Annotated in this window: 8 protein-coding genes; 5 read left to right on the plus strand and 3 right to left on the minus strand. The window is 63.5% G+C overall.

Annotated features, from left to right (window positions below; all coding sequences use genetic code 11):
- Nucleotides 1-43 precede the first annotated feature (43 nt).
- The 3 genes from PQ467_RS01545 to PQ467_RS01555 are packed head-to-tail and all read left to right on the plus strand — an operon-like array spanning nucleotide 44 to nucleotide 9,526.
- Nucleotides 44-7,369, plus strand: a complete 7,326-nt coding sequence (locus PQ467_RS01545) for a type I polyketide synthase (RefSeq protein ID WP_274174815.1) — start codon at nucleotides 44-46, stop codon at nucleotides 7,367-7,369.
- Nucleotides 7,362-8,765, plus strand: coding sequence for an aminotransferase class I/II-fold pyridoxal phosphate-dependent enzyme (locus PQ467_RS01550; protein ID WP_274174816.1), 1,404 nt, complete (start codon nucleotides 7,362-7,364; stop codon nucleotides 8,763-8,765). Before PQ467_RS01545 ends, PQ467_RS01550 begins: the two co-directional genes overlap by 8 nt.
- Nucleotides 8,762-9,526 (plus strand): SDR family NAD(P)-dependent oxidoreductase, encoded by a 765-nt coding sequence (locus PQ467_RS01555; protein ID WP_274174817.1) that lies wholly within the window; start codon nucleotides 8,762-8,764, stop codon nucleotides 9,524-9,526. The genes PQ467_RS01550 and PQ467_RS01555 overlap by 4 nt, the downstream gene beginning before the upstream one ends.
- A gap of 6 nt (nucleotides 9,527-9,532) precedes the next feature.
- Here the strand turns inward: PQ467_RS01555 and PQ467_RS01560 are convergent, their stop codons facing one another.
- The 3 genes from PQ467_RS01560 to PQ467_RS01570 are packed head-to-tail and all read right to left on the minus strand — an operon-like array spanning nucleotide 9,533 to nucleotide 12,568.
- Nucleotides 9,533-10,537, minus strand: coding sequence for a transferrin-binding protein-like solute binding protein (locus tag PQ467_RS01560; protein WP_274174818.1), 1,005 nt, complete (start codon nucleotides 10,535-10,537; stop codon nucleotides 9,533-9,535).
- Nucleotides 10,538-10,597: 60 nt separating this feature from the next.
- A complete protein-coding gene (locus PQ467_RS01565; RefSeq protein ID WP_274174819.1) occupies nucleotides 10,598-11,905 on the minus strand; it encodes a surface lipoprotein assembly modifier in 1,308 nt (435 codons plus the stop codon).
- A 3-nt stretch (nucleotides 11,906-11,908) separates the two neighbouring features.
- Entirely contained in the window at nucleotides 11,909-12,568 is a 660-nt protein-coding gene (locus tag PQ467_RS01570; RefSeq protein WP_274174820.1) for an ABC transporter ATP-binding protein, read from the minus strand.
- Here PQ467_RS01570 and PQ467_RS01575 point away from each other — a divergent pair.
- Nucleotides 12,554-13,606 (plus strand): FkbM family methyltransferase, encoded by a 1,053-nt coding sequence (locus PQ467_RS01575; protein ID WP_274174821.1) that lies wholly within the window; start codon nucleotides 12,554-12,556, stop codon nucleotides 13,604-13,606. The two genes, PQ467_RS01570 and PQ467_RS01575, sit on opposite strands and share 15 nt — an antisense overlap.
- 184 nt (nucleotides 13,607-13,790) lie before the next feature.
- A complete protein-coding gene (locus PQ467_RS01580) occupies nucleotides 13,791-14,660 on the plus strand; it encodes a hypothetical protein (RefSeq protein WP_274174822.1) in 870 nt (289 codons plus the stop codon).
- The last annotated feature ends 1 nt before the right edge of the window (nucleotide 14,661 follow it).

A 14,661-nucleotide genomic window follows, 5' to 3' on the forward strand; every position in this document is an offset into this window, starting at 1 on the left:
AGACCACTTCTTTTATTGAGTTAACCAAGAGAGAACGAACTGCGTGACAGTCAGGCATGATGCGGCCGTGAATGCGGCCATTGTGGGGGCGGCCTGTCGGTTGCCGGGGGCTCGGGATGAGGCTGCATTCCGCAACGTTCTGAATGAAGGTCTGTTTACGGTCAGCCGCGTGCCCAAGGGCCGCTGGCATGAGGAACTCGCGTTCCATCCCGGCAAGAATGCGGCGGGCTCGGCCTATACTTTCGCGGGCGGCTTTTTGCCTGATCCGTATGATTTCGATATTGGCGTGTTCGGCATGTCCCCGCGTGAGGCGGTGCAGGTCGATCCCCAGCAGCGGCTGCTCGCCGAACTGGTGTGGGAAGCGCTGGAAAATGCGCGCATCGCCCCGGCCAGCATCGCGGGCAAGGAAGTGGGCGTTTATATCGGCGTTTCCGCGCTCGATCACGCGAACCTGTTTGGTGGCGATCCCGGCGCGATCGAGAGCCACTTCATGACCGGCAACACGCTCTCGATCGTGGCCAACCGCATCTCCTATCTGTTCGACCTCAAAGGCCCCAGCTTCATCGTCGATACCGCCTGCTCGTCCTCGCTGGTGGCAGTCGAACGCGCGCTGGCCGATCTGCGCAGCGGCCGCGTTGACACCGCTATCGTCGGCGGGGTCAACATGCTGCTCTCGCCCGCCTCTTTTGTGGGTTTCAGCCGGGCGCAAATGCTTTCGCCCACCGGCGCCTGCCGTCCGTTTTCCGCGCGCGGCGACGGCTATGTCCGCTCCGAGGGCGGCGTGGTCTTTGTCCTGCAACGCGGCGATGTGGCCGAACCGGGCGCGATCCGGGCGATCATCAAGGGCGCCTCGATCAATTCGGACGGGCGCACCTCTGGCATCGCGCTGCCCGGCCTCTCGGGCCAGACCAGCCTGCTCGAACGGGCCTATGCCGAAGCGGGCGTTTCGCCCGAGGATCTGGCCTTTGTCGAGGCGCATGGCACCGGCACCGTGGTGGGCGACCCCATCGAGGCAACCGCCATCGGCAATGTGCTGGGCCGTCCGCGCAGCAAGCCCTTGCCGATGGGTTCGGTCAAATCGAACATCGGCCATCTGGAACCGGCCTCGGGCGTGGCGGGCATGATGAAGGCGCTGATCGCGCTCGAACAGCGTTCCTATCCGGCCACGCTGCATCTGGACGGTTTCAACCCCTATATCGATTTCGACGCGCTCAACCTGCAACCGGCCCGCCAAGCGGTCGCGCTGGACGATGGCATTTTGCATTGCGGCGTGTCCTCCTTCGGATTTGGCGGCACCAATGCGCATGTGATCATGAGCAGCGCGCCGATGGTCCCCGCAGCCCCGCCCGCACAGGCCCCCGATGCACTGGTGCTCTCCAGCCACTGCAAGGAATCTTTGGCCGCGCTGGCTGGCGCCTATGCCGATCGTCTGGAGCAAGGCATCGATCCGGCCGCGCTGGCGAGTGCCGCCACAGGGCGCGCGCTGATGCGCCAGCGGGCCGTGCTGCCGCTGGGCGATGGCGCGGTAATGGCTGCCCAGTTGCGCGCGCTCTCCACCGGGGGCAAGAGCGCGCATCTGATGACCGGCACGGCTCTGGCCGGTGCGGTCAAGGTCTGCTTTGCCTATAATGGCAATGGTTCACAATTCGTCGGCATGGGGCGCGACGCCTATGGTGCCAATCCGGCGTTCCGGCGGGGCTTTGATGCGGCCGATGCGGCCTTTGTGGCGCTGGGCCATGAAGGGCTGGCCGCAGCGATGCTGGGCGATAATCTGGCCGACAAGCTGGAACTGGCGGAATGGGCCCAGCCGCTGATCTTTGCCATTCAGGTGGGCATTACGGCGGCGCTGGCCGAACGCGGGCTGACCCCGGCCATGGTGCTGGGCCACAGTGTCGGCGAAATTGCCGCGGCCCATGCCGCAGGCATCCTGACGCTGGATCAGGCCGCGCGCATCCTGATGGCCCGCGCGCATTCGCAGGAAGCGGTGCATGGCGCGGGGACCATGGCCACGCTGGCCTCCGGGCGCGCGGCCATGGCCGAACTGATCGAGCGCAGCGGGATTGCCGGGATCGACATCGCGGCCACCAACGGCCCCAATTCGATCACCATTTCGGGACCCGGCGAGGCGATCGCCGCCTTCATGCGGTTTGCACGCAAGAATCGCGTGGCCGGGCGTCAGCTCGACATTGCCTATCCCTATCACTCGGCGCTGCTCGACGGGATCGAGGACAGTTTCCTTGCCGAACTGGGCGAAATCAGCCCGGCGGCGGGTGAACTGCCGATGATCTCGACCGTTTCGGGCGAGCTGCAGGCCGGAGCCGGTTTTGACAGCGCCTATTGGTGGCAGAACATCCGCCACGAGGTGATGTTCTCGAACGCGGCGCGCAAGGCGGCCGAGCGCGGGGCCAATCTGTTTATCGAAATCGGGCCGCGCATGATCCTGTGCTCGGCGATGACGGGCACGATGGAGGCTGCCGGTTTCACCGGCCGCGCGCTCCACAGCCTGAGCGACGGCAAGGTCACGGGCGGCGATCCCATCGGCGACATCATCGCCCGCGCCATTGCCAACGGGCTGGAGCCGCAGGCGGCTGGCGGTCAGGTGGACCGTCGCATCGACCTGCCCACCTATCCGTGGCAGCGCAAGACCTATGCCTATACGCCGACGTCGGCGGCGCTCGATGTGCATGGTATCGCGCCGCGCCATCCGCTGATCGGCGCGCGTCTGGTGCAGGGGGCGCCCGAATGGCGCAATGTGCTTGATCCGCAACTGGTCCCCTATCTGGCCGATCACGTGGTGGGCGGCGAAGTGGTGGTGCCCGCCACGGCGCTGGCCGAAATGATGCTGGCGGTGGCGCGCGATCTGTGGGGCGAAGGCGGCGTCTGCGTCGAGGATTTCGACATCCTCCAGCCGCTGGTGCTGGGCAGCGAGGAGCAGCGCGAGATTTCCACGCGCCTGATCTCGGACCCGGCCAGCGTCGAAATCTGGAGCCGTCCGCGCTTTTCGCCTGATGAATGGAACATGCATGCGCGCGGGCGCATCGCCCGCGCGCCCAAATTGCGCGGCGAGGCGCCCGGGATCACCGATCTGACCGTGGCCCATGACGATGCCGAGGAAATCTATCGCAAGGCGCGCCAGAGCGACATTGCATATGGCCCCAGCTTCAGCCTGCTGCGCACCCTGCGCCGTCAGGGTGAGGACATTCTGGAAACCACGCAGGCCGTGCCGGAGGCCGGAACGGGCGCCTATGGCAAGCCGCAGGTGCTGCATCCCGCCAGCGTCGATGCCGCCTTCCACGGCCTGTTCGATTATGTCACCGAGGGCGATGAAAGCACCAAGACCTGGCTGCCCATCCGCTTTGAACGGCTGACGGTGTGGCGCGAGGGGGCCGATGTCACCGATGTGACCATTGTGGTGGACAAAAGCGGCGAGCAGCTCAAGACGGTCACGCTGTGGATGCGCGATGATGCCGGACGGACGGTGGCGCGGCTGGACAAGGCTTTGTTGCGCGCGGTGGCGCGGGTGGAAAAGCCCGCGCTGGCCGGCGTGTTTCATCTCGCCACCCCGCCTGCGGGCCTTACCACGGTCAGCCGTCCGCTGGCCCAACTGGCGCAGGGCTGGTTCGAGACGACCCAATTGCCGGTGGCTTCCGATGGGTGGCTCCTGCTGCACGCCCATATGCGCGCCAGTGCGATCGAGACCCTGCGCGACATGGCAGGGCCCGATGGCATGATCGACCTGCCTGCGCTGCTCGATCCGCCCGCGCTGGACAAGAGCGGCGGACGTCCGGCCGAGCAGCGGGCATGGATCAGCGAGCTGCTGCTCGACCTGATCAATGCCGGGGCGGTGGAGCAGGTAGGCGAGCATATCCGCCTGATCGACACCGACCATCCCGAAGCCTCGGTTATTCTGGCCAGTTGCTCCGCCGAATTCCCCGAGGCCAGCGCCGATCTGGCGCTTTCGGCGCTGGCGGGGACCAATCTGCCCTCGATCCTGCGCGGAGCCGATGTGGCGCCGCCGCGCGCGCGCCTGCTGTCCCGCTATGAAAACGCCTCCCTGCGCCTGCAACCGGCGGTCGAGGCGTTGGCGGGCTGTGTATCGGTGCTGGCCGCAAGGATTGGGGCAGATTATCCGCGCCATCTGCATGTGGTCGTGGCCGAAAAGGATGGCGAGGCGGTGATGGCCGCCCTGACCGATCCGGTGGCGTCGGGATTGATGAACGGGGCGATGGCGGGCCGTTTGCGCCTGTCGATTGCCGCGGCGGACAATCTGGCCGCCGAAAGGCTGGCGCGCACCATGCCGGTGGCGGGCCAATGGGAAATCATCGACCTTTCGCAGCCGCAATCGGCCAATGCGGACGTGGTGCTGCTCTGCGCCCCGGCCGAGCGGCGGATGCAGCCGCAGGAAGCCTCGGCGCTGGCCGGGCTGTTGCGGGCGGGCGGCGTCCTGCTGACGGCGCAGCCCGCGATGGATGCGCTGGTCGGGTTTCATCGCGGATCGGCCCCGGTCGAGGGCGGACAGGAGGACGGCGTCACGCTGGCGCCCATGCTCCGCGACCTGCCCGAATTGGGCGGGGTGACGACAATGGGCCAGCTCGATGAGGGGCTGGTGGTGCATATCAGCGAGCGCAAACGGGCGATGCCTGCGGTCGGGCAATTGTCCTGTACGTCGGTTCTGGCCGCCGGACAGCATGGCGTCCACACCGCGCAGGTCCAGCGCGCGCTCTCCGAGGGCGGCTGGGTTTTGGCGCCGCAGGATGCGGTTGTGGCCGACCGTCTGTTCGTGGTCGAAAAAAGCGTGATCGAGGATATGGCCGGATCGGTCGAGGCCTTGCGCCGCGCGCTGTTTGCCGCGCGCGGAGGCGAGACGCGTTCGCGCCTGTGGGTTGTGGCCATGGCGCAGGGCGATCTGGGCGCCGAGCGCGTCGCCGCTTTGCGCGCCTTTGTCCGCGTGGCCATGAACGAAATGGTCGAGGCCGATATCCGCTTTGTCGAGATCGGCACGGGCGTCGATGACAAGGCGCTGGCGCTCGGTCTGGGCGAGATCCTGATGAATCCGGGCCGCGAACGCGAATTCAGCGTGACGCCGCAGGGGGTCAATTCGGCGCGCATGCTGGCGGGCCTGCCGCTGGCGCCCGAACCTGCGATGGAGGCGATGCTTTTGCATTTCCCGCGTCCGGGCCAATTGGAGAATTTCCAGTGGATCGAGGTGGCGCGTCATACGCCGCCGCCGGGCCATATCGAGGTCGAGCTGATCGCCACGGGGCTGAATTTCCGCGACGTGATGCTGGCTATGGGCCTGCTCTTTGACGACGTGCTGGATGAAGGTCTGGCGGGCGCGGTCTATGGGCTGGAATGCGCCGGGCGCGTGGTCGCGCTGGGTGAGGGCGTGCATGGCTTTGCGCTGGGCGATCTGGTCATGGGCTTTGGCCAGAACAGCTTTGCCAGTCATGCCATCGGCCCGCAGGAGGCCTTTGTGCCGGTGCCGGAGGGCGTTTCGGCCGAGGCGGCGGCGGGTCTGCCGGTGGCGTTTTACACCGCGTGGTATGCGCTGGTCGAACTGGCGCGGCTGCGCGCCGGGGAAACGGTGCTGATCCATGGCGGCGCGGGGGGCGTGGGTCTGGCCGCGATCCAGATTGCGCGGGCCATCGGGGCCAAGGTGATCGCCACCGTGTCCAGCCCGGACAAGGCGGCGCTGGCGCGGCTTTATGGTGCGGACCACATTTGCGACAGCCGCAGCCTCGATTTTGTGGATGAGGTGCGCGACCTGCACGGCGGGGCCGATGTTGTGCTCAACAGCCTGTCGGGCGAGGCGATGCGCGGGTCGATCAAGGTGCTGCGCGCGCGCGGTCGCTTTATCGAATTGGGCAAGCGCGACTATGTGGCCAACAGCTTGCTGGCGCTGCGTCCCTTCCGCCGCAATCTCAGCTATTTCGGGGTGGACGTCGATCAGATCCTCGCGCTCGATCCCGAACTCACGCTGGTCGGCCTGAAGGCCATCGAGCAGGGTTTTGCCGAGGGCATCTATATCCCGCTGCCGGTCACGACCTATCGCGCCGGACAGATTTCCGAGGCCTTCCGCCTGATGCAGTCGGCGGGCCATGTCGGCAAGATCGTGGTCAGCGCGCCCCAGCGCGACGGCGTGCCCTCGTTGCAGGCGCCGCCGTTCACGCCGGGCAAAGGGGTGCAGCTGATCGTGGGTGGCACGCGCGGCTTTGGTCTGGCCACGGCCCTGTGGCTGGCGGGCAAGGGCGCGGAAAAGATCGTCGTGGCCAGTCGCGCCGGGGCGATTGATCCCGAGGTTCTGCCCGTGGTCGAACGGCTGCGCGCACAGGGCATGGTGTTTGAGGTGGCCGCGCTCGATGTGACCGATGCGGTGGCGGTCGAGGCGCTGGTCAAGCGCGTGACGGCGCGCCATGGGCCGATTGCCGGGGTGTGGCATACGGCGGTCACGCTCTCGGACGGCATGCTCGACGGGCTGGATCAGGCGACGCTGGACAAGGTGTTGGCGCCCAAGGTGCTGGGGGCGGAAAATCTCCACCATGCCACGCTGGATCAACCGCTGGCCCATTTCGTGATGTTCTCGTCGGCCTCGGCGCTGATCGGCAATCCGGGGCAGGGCGCCTATGCGGCGGCCAATGGCTGGCTGGAAGGGCTGGCGCGGCGGCGGATGGGCGCGGGGCGCCCGGCGCTGGCGGTGCAATGGGGGGCGATTGCCGATGTGGGCTTGCTGGCCGCGCGCGGTGATACGCTGGAAAGCCTCAGCCGCATTGCCGGCGTCACGGGGATGCAATCGGCCGATGCGCTGGCGCGGCTCGACAAGGTGCTGGCGCTGGCCTCGCGCCTGACCGATCCGGTGGTGACCATTTCCGACTTTGCCGAGGCCGGTGCGCTGTTCTCCATGCCGGTGCCCGCCTCGCCCGCCTTTGCCGGACAGTTCACGGTGCGCGGGTCCTCGGTGGCGGCCACGGGGCAGAGTCTTGCCGAAATGGTCGCCGGGCTGAATGAGGCCGATGCGCTCAAGGTGGTGGCCACGATGCTGGCCGAGGAAGCCGCCGCGATCATGCGTCTGGCGGCGGCCGATGTGGATCTGGATGCCTCGATCGATTCGCTGGGCATGGATTCGCTGATGGCGCTGGAATTGCGCATGGGGATCGAGAGCCGGTACAAGATCGAATTGCCGATGATGGCGATCAGCGCGGTCGGCAATCTGCGCGAATTGGCCCAGCGCGTGCTGGTCATTGCGCGCGGTTCGGAAGAAGCCTCGCCCTCGGCGGTGCTGAGCGATGCCGAAAGCGCGCTGTTGGCCATTCACACCGGCGATGCCGGTATGGCCGAAACCGAAATTCTGGGAGCCCAGCGTCATGGTTGATGAAACGCCGCCTCGTCGATTAAGCCGGGATATGCGCTCGGCGCTGATTGCGGGCGTGAAGAAAGCGACCGCCGCGCCCTCGGGTCTGCTGGGCGGGATGCTCGCCGGGCGGGGGCGCAAGGCCCCCAGTTTCGAGGACCTGCCCGGTTTCGAGGCGATCCGCCTCCAGCAAAGCCTGGCGGGCAAGATCGGCATTCCGGTGCCGTTCTATCGCCTGCACGAGGCGCGCGCGGGGGTCGATACGGTGGTCGAGGGGCGCCCCTGCGTCAATTTCACCTCCTATGACTATCTCGGGCTGAATGCGCATCCGCGCATCGTGGCCGCCGTGGCCGATGCCGCCGCGCAATGGGGCACCAGCGTTTCGGCCAGCCGCCTGACCTCGGGCGAGCGGGCATGCCATCGCGCGCTGGAGGGCGAGATCGCCAGCCTCTATGGGGCCGAGGATGCGCTGTTGTTCGTGTCGGGCCATGCCACCAATGTGACGACCATCGGCACGATGATGGGCGAGGGCGATCTGGTGATCCATGACGCGCTTTCGCACAATTCCATTGTGGTGGGCGCGCAATTGTCGGGGGCGCACCGCGTCAATTTTCCGCATAATGATATCGAGGCGCTCGACCGCCTGCTGACCCAGTTGCGCGGCCAGTTCCGCCATTGCCTGATCGTGACCGAGGGGCTGTTTTCGATGGATGGCGACGGGCCGGATCTGGCCCGGCTGGTCGAGGTGAAGAACCGCCATTCGGCATGGCTGATGGTGGACGAGGCCCATTCGCTGGGCGTGCTGGGCAAGACCGGGCGCGGATTGTTCGAATATGCGGGCGTCAATCCGGCCGAGGTCGACATCTGGATGGGCACGCTCTCCAAGACGCTGGTGTCTTGCGGGGGCTATATTGCCGCGCCGCGCGCGCTGATCGATTTCCTGAAATTTCGTGCGCCCGGCATGGTCTATTCGGTCGGCATTCCGCCCACGGCGACGGTGGCGGCGCTGACGGCGCTCGACCTGATGCTGAGCGAGCCGGAACGTGTGGGGGCGCTGCGGGCGGCCGGCGGGCATTTCCTGAACAAGGCGCGCGGTGCAGGGCTTAATGTCGGCGACAGTTGGGGGCTGGCCGTCACGCCCATCGTGCTGGGCGACAGTCTGCAGACCGTCATGCTCTCGCAGCGTCTGATGGAACGGGGCTATGCCACGGTGCCGGTGTTGCCGCCGGGGGTGCCGGAAAAGGCGGCGCGCATCCGCTTCTTCATCTCCTCGGGCCATACCGAGGCGCAGATCGACGGCGTGATCGACACGTTGGTGGCCGAAAAGGCCTCGCTCTCGCATTCGGGCATCACGCTGGCCAGCATTGCCAAGAACACGATCCTTCAGCGGCTTCAGGCGCTGGAAGAGGACGAATGAGCCCGGGAATGGGCAGGGCGGCCATCGTGACCGGCGCGTCGAGCGGGATCGGCCGTGCGGTGGCGCTTGAACTGGCGCAGGGCGGTTGGCGGTTGGGGCTGGTGGGCCGGGATGCGGCGCGTCTGGCGCAGGTGGCGCAGGAATGCGGCGGCGATGTGCGGATTGGCGCCATAGACATGCAGGATACCGCCGCCTTTGCCAGTTTTGTCGCGGATTTCGGGGCCGTTGATCTGTTCATTTCCAACCACGGCATTCTCGATGGGCGCCGCGAAGGGCAAATGGTGGAAAGCGCCGAGGTGGCCCGCGATGTGGTGGCCATCAATCTACAATCGGTGATCGGCGCGCTGCATGCCGTCCTGCCCGGCATGCAGGCGCGGGGGAAGGGGCAAATCGCGATCGTCTCCTCGCTGGCGGGCCTGTCGCCCTTGCCCGATGCCCCCGCCTATTCAGCCAGCAAGGCCGGGCTGGTGATGTACGGCCTGTCGCTGCGCGAGGCGCTGCGCGGGTCGGGCGTAGGGGTTTCGGTCTGTTGCCCCGGCTATGTCGCGACGCCGATGGGCGGCGAACATCTGGGCAATCGTCCCCACGAAATCAGCGCGCAGGATGCAGCGCGCAGGATCGTGAGGAACGCCTTGGCCAATAAGCGGCTGTTTGGCTTTCCGGCCCCGCTCTGGCCCATGGCGCTGTTCTCGCTGCTGATCCCGGAAGGACTCTTGCGCCTGTTCAACGGCGATCTGCGCTTTACGGTGGCCAAGCGTTAGAAGGCGCTAGCGATGCCCCAAAATTGCGCCATAAGCGGGGGCCGCCGCCGGGGTGCTTGCAACATTGCTTTGCGTTGACGTGTTTGGAGCAACAAAAGTCCCACCCAGTTCCTGAGCCGAGGGGCCGAAGAAAAGGCCGCCGATAGAGCCCTTGAACGTATAGTTGTTCACTGTATTGGCGGTTAGCGATGGGTTGATGATCGTCTGGTTGACGGTCAGGTTGATCGTGCCCGAAAAGCCGTTCGTGGTGGCCAGCGTCCCGCTTGATTGGAACGTGCCGGTTGTTTGCGTATAGGCTGTGGATTGCGCAATATTGCCCGAAAAGCTGTAGGTTCCCGCCCCAAAATTGACAGAGCCGGTGCCGGTGCCGGGATAGGTTCCCACAAGGTCCAGCGTATAGGTGGCGCTGCCGGATCGCGGCACGGCGGCGGTGGGGGTCGGGAAACCGAAGACAAAGAAGCTGGTCGAAGCGGACGATGAACTGTCGACCATTGATAAGGACGAACTGCTGTTCGATCCAAACGCGGTGTAGGTATAGGTGAAATTGTTGGCTTTATGCGAAATCGTATAGCTCGATGCGTAGCACCCGCTGGTATAGCAGTCGTTATAGGAAAAATTGACTTCTGTGGGATCCGGGCTGCCATTCGCGGTGATGGTGGGGCGGGCGCCGGTCGGGGTGAAGTCGACTTTACTTTGCGAGCCCGATGATCCGGTGTAATTCAGCGTGTAGACGTTGGTGGCCGCATTGTAGGAAATAAAATTGTTTGCGTCCGCGGCGGCGATTTGCACCGTGGGGTTGGCGGTGCCGCTGTTGGAGGCGGGGCGATCAACCGTGGCGGCGGCGCGCACGGTAACAAAATTGCCGCTCTGCATCGTGTTCGAGAAGGAAGTACTGGCCGTCAGGCCCGACGGCGTGACCGCCGACGGTGCCGGTGCCGAAGGCGTCGTGGTCCCGCCCGATGTGCTGTTGACGCCTCCGTCCCCACCGCATCCGGCAAGAGTAAAAAGCACGCCAATGCCTATAATACGTCCCAGAACCACGCCAAACGCCATAGCAACCCCGCAAGACAATCAGAATCTGGCAGAAAGACCTATTTCGCCAGCCACGCGACTATACTCGTATATTGCTAAAGTTGAACGATTATTTTCATAACGGATGCGAAAAACCGGCGATACATTGGCGATGTGAATCTGACGTACCGTCATCGAGATCATGGCCCCCGCCATATTATCGACGCGGCGGCGCGAGAAGAGCGCCATCCCTTGATCGGCCTCCAGATGCGAATAGCTCAGATTGGCCAGCAAGGTCATGGGGCCGATTTCGCGGAATATATGCGCCGATCCGCTGGCGCCGGTATAGGCATAGGTGGCCGACTGCGCGGTCTGTCGAAACGCGTTGGCCTGCACGCCAGCGCCCAGGCGCGGGCTGACCGCGCGGTCCAGCCCAAGGCCCAGCGCATAAATCTGTCCGCTTTGCGCACCGTCAAAATGGTTGGTGATATCCCCCATGCTTGCCTCGGTGCGCAATTGTGCGCGACGGCCCAGCGTGTGCGCCCACACGGCATTTGCATTCAGCGTCGAGGAGTAGCGGCGCTGACCATACCAGCGCCATGATGGCCCCAGTTGCAGCGTCACGCGATCCTTATTCAACGACAATTCGGGCCCGAAAGCAGGAGCTAATGCGATGTCATCATAGCCCGCGTTCCGATAGAGAGTTGCCGCAGCCGAAAGTGTGGTCAGCAGACGCAGTGAAGGAGCCAGATCAAGCCGGGCATAGGCTTGCCCGCGCAGATTGGCGCCTATGCCGGAATGGCGCCTTGCCTCTGAAGACAGAGAGAGGTCACCGATCCTCGTGCCGATTATGGAGGCGTTGGTAGCGCGGTTCGCATTGCTATCCGGCATCAGTGTTGCTTCCGCGCTGCCTCCAACATGGCGACGAGCGTCCATTGCCTGCATAAAAAAGCGGACTTCGCGTTCGACGGCAGGTGGCAGGCCGGCGGCATGGGCGGCGCGCAATTGGGCTGACGCGGCCATTGTATGGCCCAGCATTGCCTGAATCCGTGCAAGCTCGACTCGTACACGCGCGCTATTGGGTTTTTCATCCAGAATCTGGCGCAACAATACGGCGGCATCGCGAGGCCGGTGTAAAGGGTCGAGCAAAAGCATGGCAAGGCGAAACCTTGCTTCGGACCGAACCTCTACTTCACGGTTGGCACATAATGCGCGCAAAGCCTTTTCGGCCAAGGCAACATCGCCCTTTTGCACTGCTTGCGCGGCCAGATCGAACAGTTGAACGGGAGTGAGCGCGATTTCGTCGGCCTGGGCCGCGCCAGTCACGGCCACCAGGAAGGGTGCCACCATGGCACTGCGCGCCTTCATGGTTCAGTGGCGCATTTGCAGGCTGTGATGGACTTCGCAGGCCTCGGCAACGGAGTCGTAGAACGTGAGCACCCCGCGATAAAGAACCGCTCCACGCGTACAGTATTGTTCGAGCATATAGGGATCATGTGAAGTCATGATCAGCGTACTATTGTCACGACGCGCCAGTAATTCTTCTTCGCAGCGCTTGCGGAAACGGACATCGCCTGCCGCCGCCACCTCATCGACCAGATAACAGTCAAAATCGATCGCCAGCGATACACCGAAAGCCAAGCGCGAGATCATGCCGGAGGAATAGGTTTTTACAGGTTGATGGAGATAGGCACCAAGACGAGCAAAATCTTCGACATATTCAAGCATTTGTTTTTCATCATGGCGATAGATTCGCGCGATGAATCGGGCATTGTCGGCCCCCGTCATCCCCCCTTGAAAGCAACTCCCGAAACCGATCGGCCATGACACTTTCATACCACGTTCGATCCGCCCGCTGGTTGGGTGTTCAACCCCGCCGATTAGGCGCAGCAGAGTTGATTTTCCCGCCCCATTTGCGCCGCAAATGGCCAGGTTTTCTCCACGTTGAAGCTGAAACGAGAGGCCGGAGAACACGCGCCGAACCATGCCGCGTGCATGATAAGTCTTTGATACATCATGAAATTCAATCATATATCACCCGGCCCACTGCTCCTGCTTTGGCCGGAGCATCGCATTGCTGTGCCAATTGCGCCCTGTAAAAATGCCAAACAGGATCGTTCTGTGGGCAATAGTTGTTTACTTTGCGAATGGCCAGAGGCTATCACGCTCGCCATGCTACGCAAACTTGCCCAAGCGTCCGCATTGCTGGATGTTGCTACCACACCCGCCCCTATGGTGGAAATTCAAACAGTAACGCATTTGAAATGCGAAACGCGGGTTAGAAGCGAAGCGGCCATACGCGCCCTTTGCCACAGTGCGTATATGGGTGAGCATCTTGTGCTGTGCCGTGTTCTTGGCCGCTACAAGATGTATGTCGATGGGCGTGATATCGGCATTGCTCCACATCTGATGCTCGACGGCTATTGGGAAATGTGGGTCACCGAAGTTCTGGTTTCGTTGGTACGTAAGGGTATGGTCGTGGCCGATATTGGCGCGAACCTTGGCTATTTTTCATTGTTGATGGCCGATCTGGTGGGTGCGAGTGGTCAGGTACACGCCTTTGAACCAAATCCGCATATGACCGGGCTTTTGCATCGTAGTCTTTCGGTCAATGGTTTCTCACAGCGCGTACACGTGCATCAGGTGGCGTTGGGTGCTGAAAATGAAGGGCAGGTGGCGCTGCATGTGCCGCATGAGGACCCCAAGAACGCCCATATTCTGCCGATGGGCGATACCCTTCCCGAAGGCGCGGTTGCCGTGCCGCAGGCCCGGTTGGACGGGCGAGTGGATTGGTCGGCCATCGAATTCGCCAAGATCGACGTAGAGGGCGCCGAACAGCTGGTCTGGGCGGGCGCGCAGGGCTTGCTGGATAGTGGCACGCTCAAGACGGTCGTGCTGGAATTTACCTCCGCGCGCTACAGCGATCCGGCCGGATTCCTCAAGACTCTGCTGGCTCCTGGTTTCAGCCTGTCCTATATCCATTACACCAAGGGCATCGTGAGCATTACCCCGGAAGAGGTTTTGGAGCGTGATCCGCATGTCGATATCATGCTGGTGCTGAGGCGCTGATGTCATGCGCGCCGTTAATCCATTTTCCTATTTTGTCGATTATGCCAGCCAGTTGCTCGGGTTTGGCGGTGATCGACCATCGCCTGATCCGCAATATTGTTTTCACACCCGGTATGAGCCGGTGCGGCCCGGCCGCGCCATTTACGGGCTGAAATTGCGCGGAGCACAGGCAACACAGGGCGAATTGACGGTGCGGGTCCATGCCTTCAAGCCCGAATTTGGCGGCGCGCCCAGCCTGGCGGCGGGCAATCGGTTGAGTTTGGAGGCAATCTCGCGGCAGGACCTGACTGTACAGGTTCCATTCCACGCCATTAAGGGCGTGGAATACGCTCTCTATGGCTTTTTCACCGAACCTACCGATCTGTCTGTAATTGAGGTTGAGGTTGAGCTGGATGAGCCGGAGGATGGTGAGGACCTCATCATTGAGGCTCCTCGCTCCATTCTGGCCGAACCAGAGACCGGTCAGGAATCGGGCCCTGCCAGCGGATTAATCCATATTGGCGCGCTCACTCCCGATATGCCGGTTTCGCAGGACTGCACCTGGGCTCAAATGGAGAGCGGTGCGAGTATTGCCTCGCGCATCACGCAATGGCGTGAAAAAGTCTGCCAGACTGCGCTTTCTGTCTATGGTGTCGAGATCGCGGGCCTTGATGGCTGGGTGATTGGCGATGTCAGCTCCGCTATGGAAAGCGCCATGTTGTCCCGGCCTTTCACTCTGGCGTTTCGGCACGGCCTGCCCGAAGAGGGCGGCGGCGAGTTTGCGGATATTCTGCTCTGGCCGATGGGGCCTCAAGGAGATTTTGCGACGCGCGGGGCCGAACTGCAATCCTGGCTGGACCGGTTGAAGATTGGCGGCTTTGCGGTCGTTGGATTGAATTACAGGGTGGATGCTGAAAAAAGCCTTGGTATGGCGCGCAATGATATCAGGCAGTGGGTTTTCCGTTTGATTGGTCTGGGCTATTCGGTTGCGCCGCTTGCCTTTGCATCGGCGCAGGATCTGGCGGTGGATGAAACCGGGCACGCGACGCTATGTTTGATCGTGCGGAGGCAGTAGG

It is taken from the genome of Novosphingobium sp. KACC 22771, from assembly GCF_028736195.1.
Lineage (GTDB): Bacteria > Pseudomonadota > Alphaproteobacteria > Sphingomonadales > Sphingomonadaceae > Novosphingobium.